The following is a 26,593-nucleotide window of genomic DNA, read 5'->3' as shown; positions in this document are numbered from 1 at the left end:
GATCAGCCCTCCAAATTCTCTACGCGAGTGGTCCGGGGAAGCGCTGCGACTTTGCCGTCAGCGACAAGTACCAGATCGACACCCAACGGAAACAACGCGCCATTTTCGCGCCATTGCGCAGCAAAATCCTGCGGCAAACCCTCAACGGTCAGCACAGTTTCATCCTTGATGCCCGGGCCTTTGAGACTGAAACCTTGCCCGCTGTTGAGCTTAGAAACCGCCAGAACAACAGTCGTCGAACGATCCGGAAATTCAGGATCTCCCTGCGCGAAGGAAGAAAGTGCTGGCAACGATTGCGCATCCGTTACAAGTGCGAATTGCGCTTTCGATTGATCGCCGACGATTGGCGCGCCGGTATGGAATTTCAGCCAGGCCGTTGCGTCCTGATTGGCTGCAATTTCAGCATCGACCCAGACGCTTGCGTCGTGATCAAGAAGCGTTGCTGCAATCAGGCCAAGCTCAGGCGTGAGCGGCTTTGATGGCGCAGCCGCACTAGGCAGCGAATGGATACGACCAGGATTGGCCATTGCGTGCATGACTGCATGAAACGCCGACTGCGCTTCATTGACTGGGTCAGCCAGTCCGCCTTCAAATGCAGAAGAAGAATGGAGCATCAGTTGTCTCCTCGAACCATAGTGAAGAAATCGACCTTCGTGGCAGCAGCTTCGCCGCGCCGTTTTGCATCCGCAGTATCGACACGACCACGCAATGCGTTGAGCACGTTGTTTTCGATCGCATCGCGGGTGGCTTCATCGAGCCAGAGAGCATCAAACAATGCAGCCAGCTTCGCCTTTTCCTGATCACGTCCCAGTGTATAGGAATGCCCAACCGAACCGTTCGCCAGACGAACGGTTGCGCGGGTGACTGTTGCCTCGCCAACATTGAACGGGGCACCACCGCCGCCAATACGGCCACGCATCATGACCAGCCCGGTTTCCGGACCACGCAAAACTTCAAATTCAGGCTTGTCCGCCCAGTTCTGCCAGAACGTTTTCAATTCTTCGCCGCTTGCGCGAGCGAGAAGCGCCATACTGGCCTGACGTGCACTCTGCGTCGCATCCGGCGCTGTTCTGTTTCCAGTCGTGGAGCCCACTCCACTTCCACCCGTGCTATGCCGCGTCGTCTGCATGAGCTTATCCGCCCTATCCAATCTTGTTGACTTGATTACTTAGATTGTCTAGTTATATAGACAACTATACAATACCAGAATGGATACACCCTGCCAATGACAGGACGATGACAGTTGATGACGAAGAACAGGCGAATTGAGAGAAACAGCGGTGTAGCCATCTGGCGGCAGATTGCCGACGAGATACGCGGCGACATCATGGCCGGGAAGCTTCAGTCCGGGGCGCGGATGCCAGCCGAGATGGACCTGGCAGAACGATTTGGCGTCAATCGTCACACAGTGCGCAGCGCCATTGCAGCTCTGACACAGGAAGGTGTGCTACGGGCAGAACAAGGGCGCGGCACCTTTGTCGCCAATGCAAAACGCCTCACCTACCGGATCGGGCGCCGCACCCGTATTTCGCAATCGCTGGCTTCGCAGGTAAGCGATATGAAGGGAAGTCTACTCGCGTCCGACATAGCGCCAGCCTCACCGGATATAGCCGAGGCGCTCGAGATCGAGCCCGGTTCACCCGTGACACGGCTGGAAACCTTGCACAGTGCCGATGGGCGCCCGGTATCGCGTGCAACACTCTGGATCAGTGCCGAAAAATTTCCTGAAATAGCGACGGACTATGCGGAAAGCGGTTCAATCACTGCCGCTTTCAAAAAAGCAGGCATTGTGGATTACTTTCGTAAATCCACGGTCATATCCGCCCGCCATGCGGATTCTGACGATCTGAAACATTTGAAACTTTCGCCCGGCGCCATCGTGCTGACGGCCAAGGCGATCAATGTGAATACCGACGGAGCGCCAATCCAGTATTCGCTGACACGGTTTTCAGCCGACAATATGGAATTCTCAATCGAGACCTACCCCGGCGACCCTCAGATGAACGGCGTGATTTGAGCCATCCTACACATTGCGGCTAAGGTTTTTCTGGCGGTCGATATCGGTCATTCCCTATAAACAGGAGTTTTATCAATCGTCAGGCCAAACCTCTTTGCAAGCTTCTCTGCCGATGCCGGACGCAGACAATACATTGCCTTCAGCTGGCAGGCATCGGCATCCCAGTTTTCGTATGAGAACGGCGTCATTACGTATCTATTGGGATTTTTAACGGTCGGGATTGAAAATGCCGTATGACAATAGCGGCCAGCACCCGCTTTTCTGGTGTCTTCCACGATATGGATTCTGCTGCCGTTCACGTTGATAACGCCATCGCCGAAACAGCGTTTAATATCAGATTTCGAATAGCCTATGTCCCAGTTTTCGTGAGCGAAAGCCTTGGACATCTCGGTTGGAGGCGTAATCTTGATTTGGCAGCACGGCTCTTTCTTTGTGCAGCCAGCCACCGCCAGCAATGCGCTGACAACAATTATTCCCCGCATTTTCCCCACCAAAGCTTTTGTAAATACACAAGAATTAGATGCGAACCAAAGACCGAGTCGCAACCGAAAGTCGAGCCGGGGCAAGATCTTTGGGGCTCTGCTTTTTCTCCTTGCGCCGAACCCGTTGGTTATCTTTTCGGTGTCTGGATGGTGAACCGCTCCAGACGCTGGTACGAACAGGGTATCGTTCAGAAGTCGCCAACCCAGACAGGAAAACTCTGATGGCCGTCACTATTTTCCACAACCCGAAATGCGGCACCTCGCGCAATACGCTGGCGATGATCCGCGCCAGTGGCGAAGAACCCGTCATTGTCGAATATGTGCAGAATCCGCCCACGCGGGAGCGTCTGGTCGGACTGCTGACGGCCATGAGCCTTACGCCGCGTGAATTGCTGCGTGAGAAAGGCACACCCTATGTCGAACTCGGCCTGTCCGATCTGAAATGGACCGACGACGAGCTGATCGACTTCATGATGGCTCATCCGATTCTGATCAACCGGCCCATCGTCGAAACGCCGCGTGGCACCAGGCTGTGCCGCCCCTCCGAACTGGTTCTGGCTCTTCTGGAAAACCCTCTTGCTTCGTTCACCAAAGAAGACGGCGAGCAGATTACATTCGAAGAAAAGTCGCGCTGACAGGGATTACGAAATCGCAAGCCGACACCGTGCTTTAGAAGCATGAGAGAAACAGAAAAGGCGCTGTAAAACAGCGCCTTATCGCATTTCACTTATAAACTGGATGATGTTTACTATCAGAACGGAATTTCGTCGTCCAGATCGCGTGAGAAGCCACCACCGCTGCCACCACCCGAAGACGGGCCGGACGAACCAAAATCACCGCCGCCGCCGGAATAATCCGACATTTGGTTGCGATTGCCGCCGCCACCGCCAAACGAGCGGCCTTCGCCGCCACCTTCACCACGGCTGTCTAGCATCTGCAGTTCACCACGGAACTTTTGCAGCACAACTTCCGTCGAATAGCGGTCGTTTCCGTTCTGATCCTGCCATTTGCGGGTCTGGAGCGCGCCTTCGATATAAACCTTGGCGCCCTTCTTCAGATATTGTTCCGCAACCTTGGCAAGGTTCTCATTGAAAATGACGACGCTGTGCCATTCGGTGCGATCCTTGCGTTCGCCGCTCTGACGGTCGCGCCAGCTTTCCGACGTTGCAATGCGCAGATTGGCGACCACATCGCCCGAATTCAGACGACGAATTTCCGGATCGGCACCAAGATTGCCGACCAGAATGACTTTGTTGACGCTACCAGCCATCGAAAAACTACTCCGGGTCTCGCATGCACACTCTCCGCACGTCCCTGCACGGACAAGAGGTACTTTCCAAATGAAAGATCAGGCGCAACGATGCGCCATCACCAGAAACTCATATGTTCACCTTACAGGACTGACTTGATGCGCGCTCAATCCAGCGCGGTGAATTTGTCAATGTCCACAGAGTTTATGTTCTTGTTTTGTTCAAAATGCAACCTTTCGACGTAAAAAAGTCGTGCGTTCGCCACAATTTTTGACGGGTTTTTACATCGTTTATCGCGATGAAGATGCACTTTGCCTTATTTCAGAGCCCAAAACGGCATCTGCCTTAATTTCAAAACAGCCTCACCGGCCATCCTTATGGAGCCAAAACGTCCGCGCCGCGCAACCGGATCAGCTTCCAAGAAAAAGCCCTGCCGCTCACTGTATCTTTGGCGCGCAGGGCTTGGGGTTTGAGCAATGCTCATGTGTCGACATTAATTCGTCGGCAGGTCTTTTCGGATCACAAAGGCGCACGGCCATTTGCATTCCGCGCAAATTCAAATTGTCGGCAATCACACTTTCAATCAACGAGGCATCATTCCTTGCGAAAAGATGCTGCCGCAACCGAAACGGATTGTGCTTTCATCTCTGTGAAAGCTAGGCACTGTAGTCAGGTGGACTCATGCTCCTTTACCTCCCTACTGGGTCTCCCCGCCTCCTGCGGACCTCTTGCCGATGCCGTGTCATCCCACCGCGGCACCTCTCCGCTATCAGCGAGTAAGGGCAGTCTGCTCCTGTCAGGAGTGACAGTCAACGCTCTTGCGTTCACATTTCGTATCGCCTATCAGAAGGCTGGTTGTTCGATATTTGTTCTAATGATAAGAGTGCACCGATGAATGACCGGAGCCCCCTTCTTATTGGAGGGTTTCACCCCATATTAGAGACCGGCCCGACGTGTTTCACCATTCGGCGCCCGTTTATCCATGGCATCATGAGCAGGCAGGACGCGGAATGAGCGATCAGAAATTCATTTCCATACGTGGCGCGCGCGAACACAATCTGAAGAATGTCGACCTCGATCTGCCTCGCGACAAGCTGATCGTGATGACTGGGCTTTCCGGCTCGGGCAAATCCTCGCTTGCCTTCGATACGATCTATGCGGAAGGCCAGCGCCGCTATGTCGAAAGCCTTTCGGCCTATGCGCGCCAGTTCCTCGAAATGATGCAGAAGCCGGATGTCGACCAGATCGACGGCCTGTCGCCTGCCATTTCGATCGAACAGAAGACGACGAGCCGCAATCCGCGTTCGACGGTTGGCACCGTCACTGAAATCTACGACTACATGCGCCTGCTCTTTGCGCGCGTAGGTGTGCCCTATTCGCCGGCGACCGGCCTTCCCATCGAAAGCCAGACGGTCAGCCAGATGGTCGACCGCGTCTTGACACTGGAAGAAGGCACCCGCCTTTATATCCTCGCGCCCATCGTTCGTGGTCGCAAGGGCGAGTACAAGAAGGAACTGGCTGAGCTTCAGAAAAAGGGTTTTCAGCGCGTCAAGGTAGACGGTACCTTCTATGAAATCGCCGATGTTCCGGCACTGGACAAGAAGTACAAACACGACATCGATGTGGTGGTCGACCGCGTTGTGGTGCGCGCTGACCTGTCGACCCGCCTCGCCGACAGCCTCGAAACCAGTCTCAAGCTTGCCGAGGGTCTGGCCGTTGCCGAATTCGCGGACAAGCCGCTGCCGCCTGAAGAAACAGCAGAAGGCGGCGCGGCCAACAAATCGGCCAACGAAACGCATGAGCGCATTCTGTTTTCGGAAAAGTTCGCATGCCCGGTTTCCGGTTTCACCATTCCTGAAATCGAGCCGCGCCTGTTCTCGTTCAACAATCCGTTCGGCGCCTGCCCGACCTGCGACGGCCTCGGCACGCAGCAGGCCATCGATCCGAACCTGATCGTTCCCGATGAAACGGCAGTGTTGAAGGACGGCGCGATTGCCCCATGGGCGCGATCTTCGTCACCCTACTACAATCAGACACTGGAAGCGCTTGGCAAAGCCTTTGGATTCAAGATAGGCGCACGCTGGGCAGATCTTCCGGAAGAATCCCAGCAGGCCATTCTCTATGGCACCAAGGGCAAGGAAATCACTTTCCAATATGATGACGGCCTGCGCTCCTACCAGACGACAAAGCCTTTTGAAGGTGTGATCCCGAATCTGGAGCGCCGCTGGAAGGAGACCGATTCCGCCTGGTCGCGTGAAGATATCGAGCGTTTCATGGCCTCGACGCCCTGCCCTGCCTGCAGCGGTTATCGCCTGAAACCGGAAGCACTGGCGGTAAAGATCGGCATGAAGCACATCGGCGAGATCACGGGAATGTCGATCCGCAAGGCCGATGCCTGGTTCCGTGACGTCGATGGCAGCTTCAATGACAAGCAGCGCGAAATTGCCGCCCGCATCCTCAAGGAAATTCGCGAGCGCCTGCAGTTCCTCAACGATGTCGGCCTCGATTATCTGACGCTGGCACGTAATTCCGGCACGTTGTCAGGTGGCGAAAGCCAGCGTATCCGTCTTGCCTCGCAGATCGGCTCCGGCCTGACCGGCGTGCTTTACGTGCTGGATGAACCATCCATTGGTTTGCATCAGCGCGACAATGCCCGGCTTCTCGATACGCTGCGCCACCTGCGCGATCTCGGCAATACGGTCATTGTGGTCGAGCATGACGAGGATGCGATCCTGACTGCCGATTATGTGGTCGATATCGGCCCGGCGGCAGGCGTCCATGGTGGCAAGATCATTGCTCAAGGGTCGCCACAGGACGTGATGTCCAATGCGAACTCGCTGACCGGCAAATATCTGTCAGGCGCGATGGAAGTTGCTGTTCCGGCGGAACGCCGCAAGATTTCAAAGTCCAAGCGCATCAAGGTCATGGGCGCGCGCGGCAACAACCTGAAAAATGTCTCGGCGGATATTCCGCTTGGCACGTTCACCGCCGTCACCGGCGTTTCAGGCGGCGGCAAGTCCACCTTCCTGATCGAAACCCTGTACAAGGCTGCTTCGCGCCGCATCATGGGCTCGCGCGAACACCCGGCGGAGCATGACCGTATCGAGGGGTTGGAGTTCCTCGACAAGGTGATTGATATTGACCAGTCACCTATCGGTCGTACGCCGCGCTCCAACCCGGCAACATACACCGGCGCCTTCACGCCGATCCGCGACTGGTTTGCGGGTCTGCCGGAAGCCAAGGCACGCGGGTATCAGCCGGGCCGCTTCTCGTTCAATGTGAAGGGTGGACGCTGCGAGGCCTGTCAGGGCGATGGAGTCATCAAGATCGAGATGCACTTCCTGCCGGATGTCTATGTGACCTGCGACGTCTGCCACGGCAAGCGCTACAACCGCGAAACGCTGGAAGTCCTGTTCAAGGGCAAGTCCATTGCCGATGTGCTGGATATGACCGTTGAGGAAGGCGCTGAGTTCTTCTCAGCCGTGCCTGCGGTGCGCGACAAGATGGAAACGCTCGTCAAGGTCGGCCTCGGCTATATCAAGGTTGGCCAGCAGGCGACGACGCTTTCGGGTGGTGAAGCGCAGCGCGTGAAGCTTGCCAAGGAACTGTCGCGCCGTGCAACGGGCCGTACGCTCTACATTCTGGATGAGCCGACGACCGGCCTGCACTTCCACGATGTGGCAAAGCTGCTTGAAGTGCTGCACGAGCTGGTAGAACAGGGCAACACGGTCGTTGTGATCGAGCATAATCTGGAGGTCATCAAGACTGCCGATTGGGTAATCGACCTTGGACCAGAAGGTGGCGATGGCGGCGGCGAGATTGTTGCCGTGGGTCGTCCGGAAGACATCGTGCAGGAGAAGCGGTCTTATACCGGCCACTTCCTCAAGGAACTGCTGGAGCGTCGCCCCAAGCGCAGTTCAGAAGCTGCTGAATAAGCGGCAGGCAATGAAAGGTATTGGAAGCCGGGCCTAGTGCCCGGTTTTTTTTTGGGCTATTTCAGTTTCCCAGCAAAAAAGAGGACATGAAAGCACAACGCATTTGCACGGATGCGATCCGACAGAGGCGCAAAACATTCGGAGCCAATATATGACTTTCTAATGCTCCAGCTTCGCTCCTGATCTCGAATTTATACGCCGGGGCTCATAGCTTGTTCACTGCCCAGTCAGGCTGCTTTCCGAACGGCTTGTGTAAGATACGCAGGTTCGCTTTCAGCCGTGAACTCGGGTAACGGAGATCCAGAACAATGGCTTATGACGAACTCAGAACCAGATTGAGCGGAGTAACCACGGCTCTTGTCACGCCTTTTGAGAATGGAGAAGTGGCGCACAAGGTTTTCGCTGACTTGGTAGACTGGCAAATTGGAGAAGGCATACATGCCCTTTCCCCTTGCGGCACGACCGGGGAAGCCCCCACTCTCAATACGGCGGAAAAAATCAGCCTTATCAAAACCTGTGTTGAAGTATCGGCAAGACGTGTGCCTGTCGTTGCGGGAACAGGTACCAACGATACTCTTTCAACTATTGCATTGACGAGCGCTGCGGCCGCGTGTGGTGCTGACGCAGCGCTGATCGTTACCCCCTACTATAACTGCCCATCGCAGGAGGGGCTGTTTCGCCATTTTGAAGCCGTAGCTCGCAACGTCCAGATACCAATCATCCTTTATAATGTTCCAAAGCGCACAGGTATCGATCTTTCACTGGAAACAATCGAACGGTTGAGTGAGCTACCGACAATCATTGGTATCAAAGATGCAACTGGCGATCTTGATCGACCTAAACGCTTCATTCGCCGCATCGGCGACCGGCTGCTGCTGCTGTCCGGCCATGATGCAACCGCTGTTCCCTTTAATTTGGAAGGCGGCAACGGGATGATTTCGGTCATATCAAATGTGCTTCCTGCAACAACTGTAGAGCTTTACGAAACCTGCAGACGGGCCGACTCCTGCACCGCGCGGACGCTCGGCTTCAAATTGAAGCCGCTTCTGACAGCGATGGAACAAGATACCAATCCCGTTCCAGTGAAATACGCTTTGCACCATCGCCGGGGTCTCTCCCCGGATGTGCGGCTGCCGTTGGTCGCCGTCAGCGAAGAAACAGCCAGCGCCATTCGCCGAGCCTGTGCAGCCATTGACCATGTGGAAGAAACATCTGCGGCACTCATAGCACAACACCGGCAGGCAGTCAGTTCCATCGCGATGATACGTCACTGAAAGGCTGTCAGCTAAACAGCAACTGTAGAAACATTGTGCAGTCTTCAGAAGCGAGATTACGATCATGTACGGAAAATTGAGCCTTTTTTTCTACCTGAACAAAGCAAAGCGTACACAGGAAACACCGCCAATCGTCAATACAGCAGTCACCGAAGCGGAGCTGCGCGAGGATATCAACATACTACTCCGTTTGACCGCAGTCATTGGAGCAGGCGTTGTCCTGGCATTCATCATTATGCAACTCGCACGATGATCGTCGGAACCGCTGGGATGAGGCAAGTGTCATGACGACGAAAGAACAGAGAAATGTCGTGGCCCATCGGCAGCCACGTTTTATTATAGAAGAAGAAACGACACGGCGCTGGATCGTCTATGATCGGCAGGGGCTTGTAGGAGGACTTTTCATTGACCGTCCGTCAGCGCTACGGTTTGTCAAATCCATCTGCGCCTCTCGGCCCACCGCAACCTATTGCTTTTCCCGCAATGGCAGGTTGCGTACCGATTTGATCTTCGGGAAGAGATCCTCCCTGCTGAAAATCGTCTGATAACACTTACAGCCGCCAAATGATGCCATTTGGCGGTGCAGTTTCGCTTGATCAACCGAGTACTTTTTCACTCATGAAAAATCCGGATATCTTTTTCGATTGGCTGTTGCCGCTGGCAACCGTATGTGCGTTGGCCAGAATCTTGACGGATATTTTTGGCTCGTAGAAGCCGGGCTCGACCAAAATCAACCAGCCACGCGCCTATCATACTTACGAAAAAAGCCCGGATGAACCGGGCCTTCTCGACAGCCATTCGCGACAGAGCCGCGGTGGCCAGAAATTTATCGTCACGATCCGTTCGAAGAGCTTTCACCCTCCAGATCATGATTAGCCGTTTACGGCGTCCTTCAGGCCCTTGCCGGCCGAGAACTTCGGCACGTTGCGAGCCGGGATAGCAACTTCCTTGCCGGTCGATGGGTTACGGCCGGTCGAGGCAGCGCGATGCGAAACGGAGAAAACGCCGAAGCCAGGCAGACGGACTTCTTCACCAGCCTTCAGGGCACCCGTAACAGCAGCGAGTACAGCGTCAACAGCAGTACCGGCATCAGCCTTCGTCAGACCGCCCTTTTCCGCAACTGCGGCAACCAATTCGTTCTTGTTCATTGGCATTTCCTTTCTTTATCTACCGGAACGGATAACGTGACCGGATTGGGGGGAGTTTATTCAAATCGTTTCACAAACCAAGCCTGTCAACGTGAAAAAACCCCGGAAAACCGGGGTTAAACACAGAAATGCCGGGCAATTTGCCCGGCATTTCGATTGTTGGTCCTGTTAGACAGCTTCCAGCGGGACTATCCGACTGAATCAGAATCGCCCACCGAAAGTTCATTTCAGTACGTATCCTGTCTGCAAACCGCTTCGCGGGTTTCCAGACAGGCACGTCGTTACGACGCATTACCCAACGCAAAACCGCTTCGCAGTTTTGCTGGAAATGCTTTAGTGAGCTGTCGTCGCCCCTGCGTCTTCCTCAACCGAAGGCACGGTCGCCGGGGTTGCAGGTTCCGTCCATTCAATCGGCTCAGGTTCGCGAACCAGAGCGTGCCTGAGGACTTCACCCACACGGGAAACCGGAACGATCTCAAGACTGTTCTTCACGTTGTCAGGAATATCCACCAGATCCTTGGCGTTTTCTTCCGGAATCAGAACCTTCTTGATGCCGCCACGCAGAGCCGCGAGGAGCTTTTCCTTGAGGCCGCCGATTGGCAGGACACGACCGCGCAAGGTGACCTCGCCCGTCATTGCGATGTCCTTGCGAACGGGGATACCGGTCAGCACGGATACAATCGCCGTGACCATGGCGATACCGGCGGACGGACCGTCCTTTGGCGTAGCACCTTCCGGCACGTGCACGTGGATGTCGCGCTTGTCGAACAGCGGAGGCTCGATGCCGAAATCAACCGCACGCGAGCGGACATAAGATGCCGCCGCAGAAATCGATTCCTTCATCACGTCGCGGAGGTTACCCGTGACGGTCATGCGGCCCTTACCGGGCATCATGACGCCTTCGATGGTCAGCAACTCGCCGCCGACTTCCGTCCAGGCAAGCCCCGTAACAACACCAACCTGATCTTCGCCGTCGATCTGACCGAAGCGGTACCGCTCGACACCCAGATAGTCGGAGAGATTCTTTTCGGTGATTTTCACCGACTTCTTCTTCGACTTCAGGATTTCGGTCACGGCCTTACGCGCCAGAGTCATCAATTCGCGTTCGAGGCTACGCACGCCTGCTTCCCGCGTGTAGAGGCGGATAACATTGCGCAGTGCTTCGTCCGTGACCGAAAACTCCTTCGGCTGCAGGGCGTGATCCTTGATCGCCTTCGGCAGCAGGTGCCGCTTGGCAATTTCGAGCTTTTCATCTTCGGTGTAGCCGGCAATACGGATGACTTCCATACGGTCCAGCAACGGACCAGGAATGTTCAGCGTGTTGGCCGTCGTCACGAACATGACGTTCGACAGATCATATTCGACCTCAAGGTAGTGATCCATGAAGGTCGAGTTCTGTTCAGGGTCCAGCACCTCGAGCATGGCCGATGACGGATCGCCACGGAAGTCCTGGCCCATCTTGTCGATTTCATCGAGCAGGAAAAGCGGATTGGACTTCTTCGCCTTCTTCATCGACTGGATGACCTTGCCGGGCATCGAGCCGATATAGGTGCGGCGATGACCGCGGATTTCAGCCTCGTCACGCACGCCGCCGAGCGACATACGGACATATTCACGGCCGGTAGCCTTGGCAATCGAACGGGCGAGCGAGGTCTTGCCGACGCCGGGAGGTCCGACGAGGCAGAGGATCGGGCCCTTGATCTTGGTCGAGCGAGCCTGCACTGCGAGATACTCGACAATGCGCTCCTTGACCTTTTCAAGACCAAAGTGATCGTCGCCAAGTACGCCTTCGGCAAAGTTCAAGTCCTGCTTGATCTTCGACTTCTTGCCCCAAGGAATGGACAACAGCCAGTCGAGATAGTTGCGGACGACCGTTGCTTCGGCAGACATCGGGCTCATGCTGCGCAGCTTCTTCAGCTCCGCCTGAGCCTTTTCACGGGCTTCCTTGGAAAGCTTGGTCTTGTTGATGCGTTCTTCGAGTTCAGCCGCTTCATCGCGACCGTCCTCACCATCGCCAAGCTCCTTCTGGATCGCCTTCATCTGCTCGTTGAGGTAGTACTCGCGCTGCGTCTTCTCCATCTGGCGCTTGACGCGGCTGCGGATACGCTTCTCTACCTGCAGAACCGAAATTTCGGCTTCCATGAACGAAAGCGCCTTCTCAAGGCGCTCGCGCACCGAGAGGATCGACAGCATTTCCTGCTTTTCAGGAATCTTGATCGCGAGATGCGAGGCAACCGTGTCGGCAAGCTTCGAATAGTCGTCGATCTGGCTGGCGGCGCCAACCACTTCCGGCGAAATCTTCTTGTTCAGCTTGACGTAGTTTTCGAAGTCGGAAACCACCGAGCGAGACAGTGCTTCCATCTCAACGGCATCTTCCTCTGGCTCCGGCAAAGCCGCAGCATAGGCCTCGTGGTAGTCTTCGCGGTCGGTAAACTTGGAAACCTTGGCGCGTGCCGTACCTTCGACCAGCACTTTGACGGTACCGTCCGGCAGCTTCAGGAGCTGCAATACATTGGCAATCGTGCCGATTTCATAAATCGCGTCCGGTGCCGGATCGTCATCGGCAGCGTTTTTCTGGGTGGCGAGCAGGATCTGCTTGTCCACGCCCATCACTTCCTCCAGCGCGCGAATGGACTTTTCGCGGCCGACAAAAAGCGGAACGATCATATGCGGGAAAACGACGATGTCACGCAACGGCAAAACGGCATAGAGCCCGTCTGCACCGCCCGCTTCAGAACCACCCAACGGTGTCTTCTGTTCAGTACCCGTCATAACTCAGTCCTTTCTCAGGTCTTTCAACCTGACTGCCACGTCCGCGCCCCCTTTCATGATGAGGCAGGTCACGAATGTGCTTCGGTCCATACTTGGAGAGCCGAACCCGGCAATTCAATAGTCTGTATCGGGACGGCTTTCATAGAATCGTCATCTATCCTGCGCCGTCGCGTGAATTAGTACAACATCCAGTGTGGCCTGTACCCCGATTGCTCCGCCTGCAATAGTGACAGGATAAGCCCCGCGCAAGCGTAGCACACGAAAAAGGCCGCTGACGCGGCCTTTTTATGGATTAATTGTTACCGCTTTAGACATCGCCTTGCGCATTATCCAACGCAAAGCCACTGCGCGCTTTTGCTGGAAATGCTTTAAGCGGAAACATTACCCTTTTCGTCCTGCCGTTCGGCATAGATATAGAGCGGACGGGCGCTGCCATCCACGACATCGCCGGAGATGACCACTTCCTGCACGCCTTCCAGCGTCGGAAGCTCGAACATCGTGTCGAGCAGGATCTTTTCCATGATCGAACGCAGGCCGCGAGCACCCGTCTTGCGCTCAACCGCCTTGTTGGCAATCGCCCGCAGGGCATCGTCGTGGAAGCTCAACTCGACACTTTCCATGTCGAACAGGCGCTGATACTGCTTCACGAGCGCATTCTTAGGCTCGGTCAGGATCTGCACCAGAGCATCGACATCGAGGTCTTCGAGTGTCGCGATCACCGGCAGACGACCGACGAATTCCGGAATGAGACCGAATTTCAGCAGATCTTCTGGTTCCAGCTCTCTGAACACTTCACCGATACGGCGATCGTCAGCCGACTTCACGTTTGCACCGAAGCCGATAGACGTCTTTTCGCCGCGTGCCGAGATGATCTTGTCGAGACCGGCAAAAGCGCCGCCACAGATGAAGAGGATGTTCGTCGTATCCACCTGCAGGAATTCCTGCTGCGGATGCTTGCGGCCACCTTGTGGCGGCACGGAAGCGACGGTGCCTTCCATGATCTTCAGAAGCGCCTGCTGGACACCTTCGCCCGACACGTCGCGCGTGATGGACGGGTTATCCGACTTGCGGCTGATCTTGTCGACTTCGTCGATATAGACGATGCCGCGCTGCGCACGTTCCACATTGTAATCGGCGGCCTGAAGCAGTTTCAGGATGATGTTCTCGACATCCTCACCGACATAGCCAGCTTCCGTCAGTGTCGTCGCATCGGCCATGGTGAATGGCACATCGATGATGCGTGCGAGCGTCTGGGCAAGATAGGTCTTGCCGCAACCCGTCGGACCGACGAGAAGGATGTTCGACTTCGCAAGCTCGATATCGCTGCTCTTGGACTGATGGGCGAGACGCTTGTAGTGATTGTGTACCGCAACCGACAGAACGCGCTTGGCATCCTTCTGGCCGATGACGTAATCGTCAAGAACAGCCATGATTTCCTGCGGCGTAGGCACGCCCTCGCGCGACTTCACCATCGAGGATTTGTTTTCCTCGCGGATGATGTCCATGCAGAGTTCGACGCACTCGTCGCAGATGAAAACGGTCGGGCCTGCAATCAGCTTGCGCACTTCATGCTGGCTTTTGCCGCAGAACGAGCAATAAAGCGTATTCTTGGAATCGCCGCCGCTGTTGCTGACTTTGCTCATCGCAGTTTCCTTTCAATGGACCGAAATGAACCTTGGGCGCTCATATCGATCGTTTCTTCCGGTTCGGACCCAGTGCTGGAGGAGAAACGCGCCTCCCGCCGGTCACAACGGCAGCAAATACGCGCCACCTGTAGCCTTGGGTCTGTCATCAAGGGCCTGTAGTCTCAGGATTCCTGTCACCGCACGGCTCCCCGACCGAAGGAGCCATTTGGCGACTTTTGCAGAAGCTGAACCGCCGAACAAATGAAAAATAAGTTCCCGGCAAAGATTCGGCATAATCTGACCAAGTTTAGCGCCCCGAACCCCAACAGATGCTTAACGCGGCGCGTTAACCATCACGTAGTTGCAAGAATTGGGCCCCTTTTGTGGCAAGAGGCGCTAAAAACGGTTGCGAACCGGAGATTCCGGCTCTTACTTCGATTCGTCCGCGCCGACGTCGCGCGATTCAACCACCTTGTCGATAAGGCCAAATTCGAGCGCTTCCTGTGCGGTCATGAAATGATCGCGATCGAGCGTGCGTTCGATCGTCTCGTAATCGCGGCCCGTGTGCTTGACGTAGATCTCGTTCAGGCGGCGCTTCATCTTGATGATGTCCTGCGCATGACGCTCGATATCCGACGCCTGGCCCTGGAAACCGCCCGATGGCTGATGGACCATGATACGGGCATTCGGCAGCGCATAACGCTGGCCGGTCGCACCGGCGGTCAGAAGCAGCGAGCCCATCGAAGCCGCCTGGCCCATGCAAAGCGTGGAAACCGGCGGACGGATGAACTGCATCGTATCATAGATCGCCATGCCGGAGGTTACGACGCCGCCGGGCGAATTGATGTACATATTGATCTCTTTCTTCGGGTTTTCTGCCTCGAGAAAGAGAAGCTGCGCGCAAACCAGCATCGACATTCCGTCTTCAACCGGTCCGTTCACGAAGATGATGCGCTCCTTGAGAAGGCGCGAGAAAATATCATAGGCCCGTTCGCCACGGTTGGTCTGCTCAACCACCATCGGGACGAGGTTCATGACGGTTTCGATCGGATCTCTCATTATGGGCCTCTGGATATATTTATGGCGAAGTGAATGGTTTTGAATCGTAGACGTTCCATACATAGGGCGTTGCGCCCCTGTTCCGCAAGTGGCGCCGCACTCCCCGCTTTACTCCCAGTCCGACTCCGGCTTTTCGGGTCGAATGCCGCGCTTCTCGTCCAGCGTTTTGCGGGCTACTTCAGTCAGTCTGGCCTTGATGCGCACGGAGCCGTCTTCCAGATTCTCGCGTTCGACATTGCTGCCATGCTGGTAGATCCAGTCGAGAAGATGGAGCTCGAAAGGAGACAGCAATACATCGACCGAACCGAGCGAACCCGCTATCCGCGTTTCGATAAGTGAAAGCAACCTGTCAACGCCTTCACCGGTAATGGCTGAAAGAGGAATAGGACGCCCCTCCTCGCTACCGGCTGCGGCAAGACGCAGGGCGGCTTCCCGCCCGCTTTCGTCAAGATTGTCAATCTTGTTCCAGATTTCGACGATGCGCTTGCGATCCTGCGACTCTATGCCCAGACCCGCAAGAATGCCTTCCACATCTTCCGCCTGCGCGGCATTGTCCGGATCGGAAATATCGCGGACATGCAGGATCAGGTCAGCCTCGACCACTTCTTCAAGCGTGGCGCGGAAGGCGGCGACAAGATGGTGCGGCAGGTTCGAGATGAAACCAACTGTATCCGACAGGATCACGGTTTCGCCATGCGGAAGGCGAATGCGGCGCAATGTCGGATCGAGCGTGGCGAACAGCATGTCCTCGGCCAGCACTTCCGCACCGGTCATGCGATTGAAAAGCGTAGACTTTCCCGCATTGGTGTAGCCAACGAGCGCGACAATCGGATGCGGCACCTTACGGCGCTTCTGGCGATGCAGGGTGCGGGTGCGCACGACCGTTTCAAGCTCACGCTTGATCTTCAGGATCTTGTCCTGCAACAGGCGTCTGTCGGCTTCGATCTGCGTTTCACCGGGGCCGCCAAGGAAGCCGCCACCACCGCGCTGGCGCTCAAGGTGAGTCCAGCTTCTGACTAGGCGACCCTTCTGATAATTCAGATGCGCCAGTTCGACCTGCAAGGCACCTTCCTTGGTGCGCGCACGCTCGCCGAAGATTTCAAGAATGAGACCCGTACGGTCGATGACCTTGACGTTCCATTCCTTTTCGAGATTGCGCTGCTGTACCGGCGTCAGCGCATGATCGACGATAACGAGCCCAATGGCCTTTTCCTTGACGGTTTCGGCAATGGATTCGACCTTTCCCGCGCCGAGCAAGGTCGCGGGTCGCGGATTGGCAACAATGACAATTTCGGCATGTTCGATGTCAAGATTGATCGCCCGGGCAAGCCCTACGGCTTCCTCAAGGCGCGCTTCATTCGAGCGCTGGAACTGGGGACGTGCGCCCTCGTCAGCACTCGCACCGCTATTATATCGCTCAGGCAGAACAGGAACGATGACGGCCGCCCTGGTGGGCTCGGGCTCTGAAATTTCAAAACCTTTATCTGCATCGGCAGATGTCGGCTTTTTATCCTTGAATTTGGACAAGTATATTCACTCCGGGACGCGGAAACTGTGACGGACGCATAACCTGAAGTGATCAGATCAACGCACTATCTGCCATTGCAGATAAGTCACCGCTAAAGCTGTTTCAAATGAAAGACGCCCCGGATTGTTTAAACATGACGAACCGGACAAGCTGTGCGTGTCCGGTCATCATCAAGCAGAAACAAAAAACTGGAGCGAAACGGCATCAAGCCATTGCGCTCCAGTAGAATTCGGAAAGCGTCAGGCTTCTTCGCCTTCGAACATCTGCACAGGCTGGCTTGGCATGATCGTCGAAATCGCATGCTTGTAAACAAGCTGCGAATGACCATCACGGCGCAGAAGCACGCAGAAATTATCAAACGACGTTACAATGCCGGTCAGTTTGACGCCATTGATGAGAAAAATCGTTAGGGAAATTTTCTGCTTACGTACAGAATTCAGAAAAAGGTCTTGCAGATTTTGCGATCGTTCAGCCATTGTTTTTATTCCTTTAATCGATCAGCAGCCAGCTCGCGATGTGTTAAACGAACACGCGCATGCACATAAATCAAGCACCGGAGCGTGCAAAATCGGTACTCGACTGCAATTGCTGTGGAAAGACAACTGCTTCGCTATTCAGCTTCGGTTAACAGGATGAGAATCTTTGCGCAACCGTCAATTTCATGAGCGTACCGGCAATTCCTGGCGGGCCTGATCGCATCAGGCTCTCAGCCTGTCATGGCAAGCTCTTCTTTTTGTTGCGATTCAAATAAAGGTTGCACCCGATCTACTGCCCACATGTAAAAACTTCCGGGCTGGAGCGAAACAACTTCCTTGTGCTTTTTATGTATATGAAAACCGATAAAGTCAGGATGATTGATCGGCTCCAGGCCATAGGCTGGATCATAGATGCGTGTGGCATCATTGCCGACCCAGTAATAGAAGTTTTCTTGAGGTGCTGCGTTCTTGAAAATCCCGTATTTGCGGGCGAGACGCGAGATACCGTCATTTCCAAAGACGGTGATGCCAATCGAGGCAGGCGTTACTTCCTTGCCGATCAGGCGATAGTAAAGTGGACGCAATTTTCCTCTGCGCACTCCCAGCCAGTTCGGCAGAGGATAGTTGGCCGATACGTAGGCCTCAAACTCACGAATAATCGGATGATCATGTGGAAGATAGAGTGCGGACACCCCGACCCGGAAGCGATTCTCCCGCGCGAGATATGGTTTGCCCGGATTGGGATGAAACTGTTTTAGAAGATAAACATCTGTATCCAGCCAGACACCCTGCTGATGCTTCATCAGCATGATGCGGAAAATATCGCTGAATTGAACGATGGTCCGTCTGGAGCGGAAATTCGGATAGGCCGGGTCGAGCCGTTTGAATGTCGTTTCAGGCAAAATGCTGCCAGCATCGTGCAGCTCGACGCCCGGCGGTACGTTCTCGATCGAAGCGTAAGTAAAGAGCTTTACCCTTTGATCCGTCATCACCATTGACGCCAGACAAACGCAATCGACCTCGCGCAAACGCGAGCCGTACCAGAACGTACAGATATCCATATTAGCCCCCAAGCTTTAACCCCGGCTCAGGCTAACACAAAGTTGTGATCAGAAGAACTCCAGGCTGACGCGGAACATCTGTTCCACATGTTTTACAGCGTCAGACGTTGCGAAAATGACGACGCGATCCTTGGGCTTGATCCGAACGTCACCATTCGGGCGGATTACCTGACCGTCGCGATAAATAGCGCCGATTCGCAAGCCTTCCGGCAGGTCGAGATCACGCAGCGGTGCGCCAACAAGCGAGGAGGTTTCCAGCGCTTCAGCTTCGATCAGTTCAGCCATGTCGCGATAAACACTGTAGACGGCGCGAATGCGGCCCCGTCGCACGTGCTGGAGAATTTTTGAGATCGTGACTGCCTTCGGATTTATATAGGCATCAATCCCCACCATGTGGGTGAAATCCTGATAGGCAACCGTATTCAGCAGGGCCATGTTGGACTTGCAGCCCAGACGTTTTGCCATGATGCTCGACAGGATATTGACCTGATCCTGATTGGTCAGCGTGACCATCAGGTCCGCATCCTGAATATCGGCTTCCTGCAGAATGTTCTGGTCGAGCGCGCTGCCGTGCAGCACCATGGTGCGCTTTAGCTGATCGGCAATCGCGAAAGCCCGGTCGTGTTCGCTTTCGATCATCTTGACGCGCGTATGCCACTTGCGATCCTCAATGGCCTTGGCCACGTAAAGACCGATATTGCCGCCGCCCGCGATAACGATGCGGCTGGCCTCCGGCTTTTCATGTCCGAACAATGAGAGCGTGCGACGGACCTGTTCGCGGGTTGTTACGACATAGGCGAGATCCCCTGCATTCAGCTCGTCAGAGGAACGCGGGATGAACAGGCTGTCGTTGCGTACCACACCGACGACGGTTGCTGCGAGATCGGGAAACAGATCGGTCAACTGTTTCAGCGGTGTATTGATGACCGGGCATTCCTCGAGACATTCGATGGCGAGACCGATGATCTTGTCGTCGGCAAAGCGCAGCACGTCGGTTGCACCCTGCAACGCAATGCGTCGCAGAACCACCTCGCCGACTTCCAGCTCCGGCGAGATGATGACGTCGATCGGCAGGTTTTCGCGCAGGAACAAGTCCTGATATTCGGCCTTGAGGTAGGACTGTGCACGGATACGGGCAATCTTGGTCGGCACGTTGAAGACAGAATGCGCCACCTGACAGGCCACCATATTGACCTCATCGGACAAGGTGACGGCGATGATCATATCCGCTTCGTCGGCGCCCGCGGCAGCAAGTACGTCCGGCTGCGAACCATGCCCGACAAAGCCTCGCACATCGAGCGTATCGCGCACGATTTCAATGTGGCGTGCAGATGTGTCGATGACGGAGACATCGTTCTCTTCGGCGGCAAGCCGCTCGGCGATACCGTATCCGACCTGCCCTGCTCCGCAAACGATTACCCGCATGACCGCTCCGTTCTACCCGAACTAGAGCACAATCCGACCGGAGTGAAACGAGGACGATCAAGATTATGCTTCAAATAGAAGAATTTAGAGCGCCGATCTGATTCAACTCAGATCGAAACGCGCTCTAAAGTTCGTTATACGCCAAGCGATTTCAGTTTGCGATGCAGCGCAGAACGCTCCATGCCAACGAATTCCGCCGTACGCGAAATATTGCCGCCAAACCGGTTGATCTGCGCAATCAGATATTCCTTCTCGAAGCGTTCACGTGCTTCGCGCAACGGGAGCGCCATGATGTGCTGGTCCGACTCTGTCGGTGCACGCGGTAGCGTATCGCCGATTTCAGCCGGAAGAAGGTCGGCCGTGACCGGTGCTTCGGGATCATCGCCACGCGCCAGAATCATCAGGCGTTCGACATTGTTGCGAAGCTGGCGAAGATTGCCCGGCCAGCTATGCGCCTGCAGAACCGCCATGGCATCCGGGCCGATCTTGCGCGGCTTGATGCCAGCCTGTTCGGCAATCTGCTTCATGAAGTAATCGACCAGAGACGGAATGTCCTCGCGCCGCGAAGCAAGCGGCGGCACCTGCACCGGAACTACTGAAAGACGATGGAACAGGTCTTCGCGGAACGTACCCTCCGCGATCATGCCCTCAAGATTCTGTGCCGTAGAGGAGATGATGCGCACATCCACCTTCACACGCTTGGTGCCGCCGACGCGTTCGAACTGCTGGTCGACAAGCACACGCAGAATCTTGTTCTGCGTTTCGCGCGGCATGTCGGCGACTTCGTCGAGGTAGAGAATACCGCTATGGGCTTCTTCCAGAGCGCCGACCTTGCGCTCGCCGCCGTCCATTTCTGTGCCGAAAAGCTCGATTTCCATGCGCTCCGGCGTGATATTCGCCGCATTGACCGTCACAAACGGCCCATCAGAACGGCTCGACTGTGCATGGATGGCACGCGCGACAAGTTCCTTGCCCGCGCCTGACGGACCCGTAATCATGATGCGGCTGTTGGTCGGCGCGACGCGCTCGATCGTTTGACGCAACTGGTTCATTGCGAGCGAGGCGCCGATCAGTTCGAGATGGTCGCCGGTACGCTTGCGCAGGTTCGAAACTTCGCGCTTCAGCTTCGAAGTTTCGAGCGCCCGTTCCGCGACAAGGATCAGACGATCGGCTTTGAACGGCTTCTCGATGAAGTCGTAGGCACCGCGCCGGATCGCCGAGACCGCTGTTTCGATGTTGCCATGGCCGGAAATCATCACCACCGGCAGTTCAGGATGCTGCTTCTTGATTTCATCGAGCAGCGCCAGGCCGTCCAGACGACTGCCCTGCAGCCAGATGTCCAGAAAAACCAGTCGGGGAACGCGATCGTTGATCGCCGCAAGAGCGCTGTCCGCATCGAAAGCCGTGCGGGTTTCATGACCTTCATCGCTCAGGATGCCTGCAACAAGTTCCCGGATATCCGTTTCGTCATCAACTACAAGAATATCGGCAGCCATATCAAATCACCTGTCCAGCTATGTTCTTTTCGCCATTTTCCGTATTCACGCCAGCTTCGCTGGCAGGTCCCGCATCTGTGCCAGCTTCGCTGGCAGGCGCTTGCGGAAAGACCATACGTATCATCGCGCCCCGTCCTCCATGGAAATCCGGAGGCGCGTCATGCAATTCCAGATGCCCGCCATGATCCTCGACGATCTTGCGGACAATCGCGAGACCAAGGCCGGTGCCTTTCTCCCGCGTCGTCATATAAGGTTCGAGCAGCTTCTGGCGATCATCGCCGGGCAGGCCCTTGCCATTGTCAATGACATCGACAACCAGTTGCCCATCCGCCTGATAAGAACGAATGAGAATATGTCCCTCATCGCGATCTTCCTTCGGAAGTCCGTCGATGGCTTCACTTGCATTCTTTATGACATTGCCAAACGCCTGTCCGACCAGGCGGCTGTCAAAGGAACCGATCAATTTTTCGGTGCCAAAATCATTCTGGAACTGAATATCGCTGCGGCTGACTTCGATCAGGAAGGAGGCTTCACGCAATGCCTCGCGCATGTCCATAAGACGCATTTCCGGTTTCGGCATACGGGCAAAGGCCGAGAATTCATCGACCATGCGCCCGATATCACCCACCTGGCGGATGATTGTATCCGTGCACTGGTCGAAAACCTCGCGATCCTCGGTAATCACCTTGCCATACCGGCGACGAATGCGTTCTGCGGAAAGCTGGATCGGCGTGAGCGGGTTCTTGATCTCATGCGCAATGCGGCGCGCAACATCCGCCCAGGCGGACGAACGCTGCGCCTGCACCAGATCGGTGATGTCATCCACGGTAACCACATAGGAATGATCTTCGGATTCCGTATCTTCGACTGTCACCTGCACATTGAAGGTGCGCGCCACGCCGCTGCGGGTCATGCTGACCTGCTCGCGATGTACCGCGCGCCCCGTTGAACGGGCGACCTCGAAAGCTTGTCCGATCTCGGGTGCAATGCTGGTGAGGTTCTTGCCGACAGCTTCTTCCGAGGTAACGCCGAACATATGTTCTGCAGAACGGCTCAGAATGGAGATACAGCCATCCGTCTCGATACCGATGACGCCCGCCGTCACGCCGGAAAGTACGGCTTCGGAGAAACGACGACGCTCATCGATCTGGTCTTTGGCAGAGATCAGCTCGTTACGCTGGCTCTTGAGTTCCGCGACCATGTTGTTGAAAGTACCGGACAATGCACCAACGTCGCCGTCCGAGGCCCGCACTGGCACCGAAACGTCAAGATTGCCTGCCGCCACATCATCCGATGCTCCGATCAGCAGTCGGATCGGACGCACCAACCGGTCAGCGACGGCAATGCCTGTCCAGATGGCCGAGAGCAGCACGATCAGCGTCAGGCCGAAATAAAGCAGCGCGAAAGCGATCTGCGTCGGAATGCGGTTCGCGTCCATCTCCTGATAGCGCTGGGTGTTGGCTTCCATCAGACGCATGGCGTCGATAATCTGCGAATCTACAGCCCGAACAGTATAAAGATAGACATCAGGTATCTCGCGCATCTTGATGATAGCGCCGACGAAATTACTGTTTCCTGGAGGAATGATGACCGGCTTGCCGTCCAGAGCCGTTTTCAACGCATCTTCCGTCGGCGGAGGCAAATGACCTTCAACACCGGTTTTGCTCTTTACGACCACATCGCCGTTTTCGCGCACCAGAAACGCACCAAGCAGACCGCGACCACGTGCCTGCAGCGTCATCGTATCGATAAATCTTTGGCGATCGAGACTGTAAACAGTGCGTTGCCCGTCCAGATCCTGCAACATCGAATAGGACGTGCTTTGCAGATTGAGCGCGGTTTCGCGGATATAGGCGGTCGTCAGGCTCTGCGACGAACTCACAATATCGCGCGTATTGGTATCGAACCAGCGATCCAGACCGAGATTGAGTGTCACCGACGCGACGATGGCGACCACGATAGCAGGCACCGCCGCGATCAGCGAAAACAACGCGACAATACGGACATGCAGGCGCGAAGCGGCTTTTCCAAGCCGCCGCGCCATAACGATGCGATAGACTTCGCGGCAGATCAGCAGGATGAGGAACACAATCAACGCGACATTGACGATGACCAATGCCAGCGTGACGGTCCGGTCGGGTGTGATCGGTGTGATACCAATCAGAATGGCAAAGGAAATCGAGGCAGTAATCAGCGCTGAAACAACGGTGATAATGCCCGGAAGGGCCAGAAGCCTGCGCCCCTCGCCGCCTTGCGATGATTGTGTCTCGCTGTTCATGTCCGCCGTCAGATTCGCCGTGTTCATGTTAACCATGTTACCCAATAGCGTTGCATCTATGCAACGCATTGTGGCGAAAATGCAACGTTTCTTTCCAACAGAGTTGTTGATGATGGAAACTCTCGCTCGGAGACGGGTGGGAAGTCCAGCAATCGGCCCTAAAGGCCTCGCATTCACTCCTCAATTTCCAAGAGAAATACTTCAGAAGTTGAGTCTGGCCATTGAGAGCGCGTCGACAAACTCTCCAGCTCTGAAGGCATTTTTCTTGTGAACGCCTTCCGAAACAAAACCGAACTTCTCATAGAGGCGAATTCCGACAGCGTTATCGACATACACTGTCAGTTCAAGCCGCTTCAGACCGAGCCAGTTGTCGGCGATATCGATCAGCTCAGTCATAAGCGCCGTGCCGATCCCCATGCCGACATGGTCGTCATGTATGCCCAATATGATATCTGCGGCATGGCTCCGTCGTCCGCTATGCCGCAGCAAGCCGCCATTTCCAACAATCTCGTCATTGATAGTCGCTACCATCACCGTGGCTTCCGGCCCGAGCGCCTCCAGCCACTTTTTCGTGGTCTCGAGACGCTGGAACGGTGTGCGTAATGTCCCAAACCGAAATCCCGGCATGTTTTGCAGGCGAGCAAGCCCTTCGGCATCTGTGGCTTCAACCGCGCGAATGACTAGATTTTCAGGTCGCATTTGAACTCCCGGTTTAGCGCTCAGGCAATCTTCAGTTCGCAGGCTGACAAACATCCAGACAAGCTGAAATTGGCTGACGGTTTTTATCACAGATACAGCCGTTTGACGCGTTATAGGATAGCGCGGGCATTTCCCGGTCGCAAAATGAATAAATTACAACCAACACGAAAGCCGGAACCATCAGGCACAGTATTCGATGCATTTTGAACTCCCTTGTGCCGGAAGATCAAATATTGTCCGTGCTGGCGGAGAAATTCTCAACGCCAACAATTGCCTCGTAATTATATCGATAATCTATTGCGCCTGCGTGAGCAGATCCTTCCAAAACAACGCCGCCCAATTGGGCGGCGCTGCAAACCTCAATATGCAACTGGCTTATCGTTTGGTCCGGTCAGTTTTCAGCGCCGTAAGCATCGAAATCAAAGTATTTGTCGTTGACTTCCTTGTACTTGCCGTTCGCTCGGATCGCCTTGATGGCATTGTTGAACTTTTCAACCAGTTCAGGACGCCCCTTCTTCAAGGCAACGCCGACACCGACGCCATGAATGTTATCATCCGATGGATAAGTGCCGACCATCTTGCAGCAAGCGCCATCCGGCGTCTTCAGCCACTCGCTCAGCGTTACGCTGTCGTCGTTGACGGCATCGAGGCGGCCATTGGCCATATCGAGCCGATATTCTTCGGCAGTCGGATAGGCCTTGATCGTGCTATCGGTGAAAGCGTGTTCGGCATAGTTTGCGTGTGTCGTGGACACCTGAACACCGATCGTCTTGCCCGCGAGGTCTTCCTTGGTCACACCCTTGATATCGCTATCCTTGGGTACCGCAATGCCGGGAGGCGTGTTGTAGTATTTGTTGGAGAAATCGACCTGCTTCCTGCGCTCTTCCGTGATCGACATGGAAGAAACATACGCATCGAATTTACCGGCCTGCAGCGCAGGAATCGTGCCATCCCACTCCTGGGTGATGAATGTACACTCGGCTTTCATTTCCTCGCAAAGCGCTCTTGCGATGTCGACATCGAATCCTGACAACGAGCCATCAGGATTGGTGAAGTTGAACGGAGGATATGCGCCCTCTGTTCCGATTATCAGTTTCAGCGGTTCTTCAGCACTTGCGGCACCAATTGCCAAACCACCCGCCGTGGCCACGATCCCCACAATCGAAGCTGCCACAGCAATACGCTTTAAAACGCGCATTCCAAGTCCTCCCAATTTATCTCTGCTGGTTCCAGAATTGATCTTCCGGTTCAGCCCTTGCAAAGGGGAAGATTCACAATCGTCATTGCGAATTGCCGACTCGTCATGATTTCTCCCCCACCGTTATCAATAGATGGTTCGGTGGAGCTTGCACAATGTCTTTTCCAGAAAGGTGAAGGCAGTCCAGGATGTGCTTCAGACAGGCAGCGAAACGAAACGCTCACCCGCCGGTACATGCGGAAGGAACGGCTCGACCAACGCCCCATGATAGACGTCCTTGCACGATGGTCAGCGTCTGCTTGCCGTTCGAATAGGTCGTTCCTTCCTGGCCCATGGCGGGCAGATCGACAGCGGCAGCACCATTAACAGATACCGAAGCACGATCACCGAAAAGGCGCACTGCCAGACGTGTGCTATCCTCGCATGTATAATCGCTGACGGGATAGGGATTGCCCGCACCGATAGACGCGCCAGACGCTGAATGCTCGAAGCTTGCAAGCATCAAAATACTGATCGCCGCGACCGATAAATTTCTCAGCATAACGGTTCTCCAAATGGACACACCAACGCAGTGGAAGCAAAGAAATATTATGTCTTTCCCGGTCTTCGGTACACTCAGAGTAATATTCGATGCAAAAGGCGCATCGCATCACAAAGCACAGCCGGATTGGATATCTTTAACACGTCGTCAACGGCGGCTGCAACACGGCCTGATGCTGCTCCAAATGAGCAGCATGGCAACGGTGATATCGAAGGAAATGGCGCACCCGACAGGATTCGAACCTGTGACCTCTGCCTTCGGAGGGCGCAGGGCGTCGCTCAAAGTATTGTTTTCTAATGATAAATTTTAAGCGACAACGTCCAAAATAG

Annotated in this window: 24 protein-coding genes and 1 pseudogene; 7 read left to right on the top strand and 18 right to left on the bottom strand. The window is 55.2% G+C overall.

What is annotated here, in order from left to right; all coding sequences use genetic code 11:
* Positions 1 to 2: 2 nt before the first annotated feature.
* Positions 3 to 614: a phosphonate C-P lyase system protein PhnH gene (gene phnH, locus CQZ93_RS06625; protein ID WP_105541878.1), complete on the bottom strand. Its 612-nt coding sequence runs from the start codon at positions 612 to 614 to the stop codon at positions 3 to 5.
* Complete coding sequence (gene phnG / locus CQZ93_RS06620) at positions 614 to 1,129, bottom strand: phosphonate C-P lyase system protein PhnG (RefSeq protein ID WP_105541877.1); 516 nt, start codon at positions 1,127 to 1,129, stop codon at positions 614 to 616. The genes phnH and phnG overlap by 1 nt, the downstream gene beginning before the upstream one ends.
* 114 nt (positions 1,130 to 1,243) lie before the next feature.
* Between phnG and phnF the strand changes: the two genes are divergently transcribed.
* The gene (phnF, locus tag CQZ93_RS06615; RefSeq protein WP_181153320.1) at positions 1,244 to 2,017 is read left to right on the top strand and encodes a phosphonate metabolism transcriptional regulator PhnF; all 774 of its coding nucleotides are present in this window, start codon (positions 1,244 to 1,246) and stop codon (positions 2,015 to 2,017) included.
* 47 nt (positions 2,018 to 2,064) lie between these two features.
* Here the strand turns inward: phnF and CQZ93_RS06610 are convergent, their stop codons facing one another.
* Positions 2,065 to 2,499: a hypothetical protein gene (locus CQZ93_RS06610; RefSeq protein WP_146114433.1), complete on the bottom strand. Its 435-nt coding sequence runs from the start codon at positions 2,497 to 2,499 to the stop codon at positions 2,065 to 2,067.
* A gap of 221 nt (positions 2,500 to 2,720) precedes the next feature.
* Between CQZ93_RS06610 and arsC the strand changes: the two genes are divergently transcribed.
* A complete protein-coding gene (gene arsC, locus CQZ93_RS06605; RefSeq protein ID WP_105541874.1) occupies positions 2,721 to 3,134 on the top strand; it encodes an arsenate reductase (glutaredoxin) in 414 nt (137 codons plus the stop codon).
* 116 nt (positions 3,135 to 3,250) lie between these two features.
* Here arsC and ssb read toward each other — a convergent pair whose 3' ends face one another.
* Positions 3,251 to 3,769, bottom strand: a complete 519-nt coding sequence (gene ssb / locus CQZ93_RS06600) for a single-stranded DNA-binding protein (protein ID WP_061346337.1) — start codon at positions 3,767 to 3,769, stop codon at positions 3,251 to 3,253.
* Between the two features lie 990 nt (positions 3,770 to 4,759).
* Between ssb and uvrA the strand changes: the two genes are divergently transcribed.
* The 4 genes from uvrA to CQZ93_RS06580 all read left to right on the top strand — a co-directional run bounded on the left by uvrA (position 4,760) and on the right by CQZ93_RS06580 (position 9,503).
* Positions 4,760 to 7,684, top strand: coding sequence for an excinuclease ABC subunit UvrA (uvrA, locus tag CQZ93_RS06595; protein ID WP_105541873.1), 2,925 nt, complete (start codon positions 4,760 to 4,762; stop codon positions 7,682 to 7,684).
* Positions 7,685 to 7,992: 308 nt separating this feature from the next.
* Entirely contained in the window at positions 7,993 to 8,958 is a 966-nt protein-coding gene (dapA, locus tag CQZ93_RS06590) for a 4-hydroxy-tetrahydrodipicolinate synthase (protein ID WP_105541872.1), read from the top strand.
* 64 nt (positions 8,959 to 9,022) lie between these two features.
* Positions 9,023 to 9,211, top strand: a complete 189-nt coding sequence (locus CQZ93_RS06585; protein ID WP_105541871.1) for a hypothetical protein — start codon at positions 9,023 to 9,025, stop codon at positions 9,209 to 9,211.
* A 31-nt stretch (positions 9,212 to 9,242) separates the two neighbouring features.
* Positions 9,243 to 9,503: a hypothetical protein gene (locus CQZ93_RS06580; RefSeq protein ID WP_105541870.1), complete on the top strand. Its 261-nt coding sequence runs from the start codon at positions 9,243 to 9,245 to the stop codon at positions 9,501 to 9,503.
* 327 nt (positions 9,504 to 9,830) lie between these two features.
* Here CQZ93_RS06580 and CQZ93_RS06575 read toward each other — a convergent pair whose 3' ends face one another.
* From CQZ93_RS06575 to CQZ93_RS06510, 14 genes and pseudogenes are all read right to left on the bottom strand, one after another.
* Positions 9,831 to 10,106, bottom strand: a complete 276-nt coding sequence (locus CQZ93_RS06575; protein ID WP_006470422.1) for an HU family DNA-binding protein — start codon at positions 10,104 to 10,106, stop codon at positions 9,831 to 9,833.
* 333 nt (positions 10,107 to 10,439) lie between these two features.
* A complete protein-coding gene (gene lon / locus CQZ93_RS06570; protein WP_105541869.1) occupies positions 10,440 to 12,878 on the bottom strand; it encodes an endopeptidase La in 2,439 nt (812 codons plus the stop codon).
* A gap of 368 nt (positions 12,879 to 13,246) precedes the next feature.
* Positions 13,247 to 14,521, bottom strand: coding sequence for an ATP-dependent Clp protease ATP-binding subunit ClpX (gene clpX, locus CQZ93_RS06565; RefSeq protein WP_105541868.1), 1,275 nt, complete (start codon positions 14,519 to 14,521; stop codon positions 13,247 to 13,249).
* 411 nt (positions 14,522 to 14,932) lie between these two features.
* Positions 14,933 to 15,562 carry an ATP-dependent Clp endopeptidase proteolytic subunit ClpP gene (gene clpP, locus CQZ93_RS06560; protein ID WP_010660144.1) on the bottom strand — a complete coding sequence of 210 codons (630 nt, stop codon included), beginning with the start codon at positions 15,560 to 15,562 and terminating at the stop codon, positions 14,933 to 14,935.
* 108 nt (positions 15,563 to 15,670) lie between these two features.
* A complete protein-coding gene (gene hflX / locus CQZ93_RS06555) occupies positions 15,671 to 17,089 on the bottom strand; it encodes a GTPase HflX (protein WP_105541867.1) in 1,419 nt (472 codons plus the stop codon).
* Between the two features lie 240 nt (positions 17,090 to 17,329).
* Positions 17,330 to 17,566 carry an RNA chaperone Hfq gene (gene hfq, locus CQZ93_RS06550; RefSeq protein WP_002964239.1) on the bottom strand — a complete coding sequence of 79 codons (237 nt, stop codon included), beginning with the start codon at positions 17,564 to 17,566 and terminating at the stop codon, positions 17,330 to 17,332.
* Between the two features lie 5 nt (positions 17,567 to 17,571).
* Positions 17,572 to 17,784, bottom strand: a pseudogene (locus CQZ93_RS26880) (hypothetical protein).
* 12 nt (positions 17,785 to 17,796) lie between these two features.
* Complete coding sequence (locus CQZ93_RS06540; protein WP_105541866.1) at positions 17,797 to 18,627, bottom strand: glycosyltransferase family 32 protein; 831 nt, start codon at positions 18,625 to 18,627, stop codon at positions 17,797 to 17,799.
* A 48-nt stretch (positions 18,628 to 18,675) separates the two neighbouring features.
* Positions 18,676 to 20,052, bottom strand: coding sequence for a Trk system potassium transporter TrkA (gene trkA, locus CQZ93_RS06535; RefSeq protein WP_105541865.1), 1,377 nt, complete (start codon positions 20,050 to 20,052; stop codon positions 18,676 to 18,678).
* 134 nt (positions 20,053 to 20,186) lie between these two features.
* Positions 20,187 to 21,548, bottom strand: coding sequence for a nitrogen assimilation response regulator NtrX (ntrX, locus tag CQZ93_RS06530; RefSeq protein ID WP_105541864.1), 1,362 nt, complete (start codon positions 21,546 to 21,548; stop codon positions 20,187 to 20,189).
* Between the two features lies 1 nt (position 21,549).
* Positions 21,550 to 23,895 carry a sensor histidine kinase NtrY-like gene (locus CQZ93_RS06525; protein WP_105541863.1) on the bottom strand — a complete coding sequence of 782 codons (2,346 nt, stop codon included), beginning with the start codon at positions 23,893 to 23,895 and terminating at the stop codon, positions 21,550 to 21,552.
* Positions 23,896 to 24,027: 132 nt separating this feature from the next.
* A complete protein-coding gene (locus CQZ93_RS06520; protein ID WP_105541862.1) occupies positions 24,028 to 24,525 on the bottom strand; it encodes a GNAT family N-acetyltransferase in 498 nt (165 codons plus the stop codon).
* Positions 24,526 to 24,916: 391 nt separating this feature from the next.
* Entirely contained in the window at positions 24,917 to 25,723 is an 807-nt protein-coding gene (locus CQZ93_RS06515; protein WP_105541861.1) for an ABC transporter substrate-binding protein, read from the bottom strand.
* 220 nt (positions 25,724 to 25,943) lie between these two features.
* Complete coding sequence (locus tag CQZ93_RS06510; RefSeq protein WP_286152316.1) at positions 25,944 to 26,264, bottom strand: hypothetical protein; 321 nt, start codon at positions 26,262 to 26,264, stop codon at positions 25,944 to 25,946.
* 13 nt (positions 26,265 to 26,277) lie between these two features.
* Between CQZ93_RS06510 and CQZ93_RS06505 the strand changes: the two genes are divergently transcribed.
* Positions 26,278 to 26,574, top strand: a complete 297-nt coding sequence (locus CQZ93_RS06505) for a hypothetical protein (RefSeq protein ID WP_146114432.1) — start codon at positions 26,278 to 26,280, stop codon at positions 26,572 to 26,574.
* The last annotated feature ends 19 nt before the right edge of the window (positions 26,575 to 26,593 follow it).

This window comes from Ochrobactrum vermis (assembly GCF_002975205.1).
Lineage (GTDB): Bacteria > Pseudomonadota > Alphaproteobacteria > Rhizobiales > Rhizobiaceae > Brucella > Brucella vermis.
Note: the sequence above shows the minus strand (reverse complement) of the source record. Positions and strands in the feature narration are given on the sequence as shown.

What these genes read in the sequence shown, in the direction of transcription:
- lon (WP_105541869.1), bottom strand. Translation starts at nt 12,878, where the DNA reads ATGACGGGTACTGAACAGAAGACACCGTTGGGTGGTTCTGAAGCGGGC.
- dapA (WP_105541872.1), top strand. Translation starts at nt 7,993, where the DNA reads ATGGCTTATGACGAACTCAGAACCAGATTGAGCGGAGTAACCACGGCT.
- CQZ93_RS06585 (WP_105541871.1), top strand. Translation starts at nt 9,023, where the DNA reads ATGTACGGAAAATTGAGCCTTTTTTTCTACCTGAACAAAGCAAAGCGT.
- phnG (WP_105541877.1), bottom strand. Translation starts at nt 1,129, where the DNA reads ATGCAGACGACGCGGCATAGCACGGGTGGAAGTGGAGTGGGCTCCACG.
- trkA (WP_105541865.1), bottom strand. Translation starts at nt 20,052, where the DNA reads ATGCGGGTAATCGTTTGCGGAGCAGGGCAGGTCGGATACGGTATCGCC.
- CQZ93_RS06520 (WP_105541862.1), bottom strand. Translation starts at nt 24,525, where the DNA reads ATGCGACCTGAAAATCTAGTCATTCGCGCGGTTGAAGCCACAGATGCC.
- CQZ93_RS06505 (WP_146114432.1), top strand. Translation starts at nt 26,278, where the DNA reads ATGGACACACCAACGCAGTGGAAGCAAAGAAATATTATGTCTTTCCCG.
- CQZ93_RS06510 (WP_286152316.1), bottom strand. Translation starts at nt 26,264, where the DNA reads ATGCTGAGAAATTTATCGGTCGCGGCGATCAGTATTTTGATGCTTGCA.
- clpP (WP_010660144.1), bottom strand. Translation starts at nt 15,562, where the DNA reads ATGAGAGATCCGATCGAAACCGTCATGAACCTCGTCCCGATGGTGGTT.
- CQZ93_RS06580 (WP_105541870.1), top strand. Translation starts at nt 9,243, where the DNA reads ATGACGACGAAAGAACAGAGAAATGTCGTGGCCCATCGGCAGCCACGT.
- CQZ93_RS06515 (WP_105541861.1), bottom strand. Translation starts at nt 25,723, where the DNA reads ATGCGCGTTTTAAAGCGTATTGCTGTGGCAGCTTCGATTGTGGGGATC.
- ntrX (WP_105541864.1), bottom strand. Translation starts at nt 21,548, where the DNA reads ATGGCTGCCGATATTCTTGTAGTTGATGACGAAACGGATATCCGGGAA.
- CQZ93_RS06610 (WP_146114433.1), bottom strand. Translation starts at nt 2,499, where the DNA reads ATGCGGGGAATAATTGTTGTCAGCGCATTGCTGGCGGTGGCTGGCTGC.
- uvrA (WP_105541873.1), top strand. Translation starts at nt 4,760, where the DNA reads ATGAGCGATCAGAAATTCATTTCCATACGTGGCGCGCGCGAACACAAT.
- clpX (WP_105541868.1), bottom strand. Translation starts at nt 14,521, where the DNA reads ATGAGCAAAGTCAGCAACAGCGGCGGCGATTCCAAGAATACGCTTTAT.
- phnH (WP_105541878.1), bottom strand. Translation starts at nt 614, where the DNA reads ATGCTCCATTCTTCTTCTGCATTTGAAGGCGGACTGGCTGACCCAGTC.
- hfq (WP_002964239.1), bottom strand. Translation starts at nt 17,566, where the DNA reads ATGGCTGAACGATCGCAAAATCTGCAAGACCTTTTTCTGAATTCTGTA.
- CQZ93_RS06525 (WP_105541863.1), bottom strand. Translation starts at nt 23,895, where the DNA reads ATGCGTTGCATAGATGCAACGCTATTGGGTAACATGGTTAACATGAAC.
- arsC (WP_105541874.1), top strand. Translation starts at nt 2,721, where the DNA reads ATGGCCGTCACTATTTTCCACAACCCGAAATGCGGCACCTCGCGCAAT.
- ssb (WP_061346337.1), bottom strand. Translation starts at nt 3,769, where the DNA reads ATGGCTGGTAGCGTCAACAAAGTCATTCTGGTCGGCAATCTTGGTGCC.
- CQZ93_RS06540 (WP_105541866.1), bottom strand. Translation starts at nt 18,627, where the DNA reads ATGGATATCTGTACGTTCTGGTACGGCTCGCGTTTGCGCGAGGTCGAT.
- CQZ93_RS06575 (WP_006470422.1), bottom strand. Translation starts at nt 10,106, where the DNA reads ATGAACAAGAACGAATTGGTTGCCGCAGTTGCGGAAAAGGGCGGTCTG.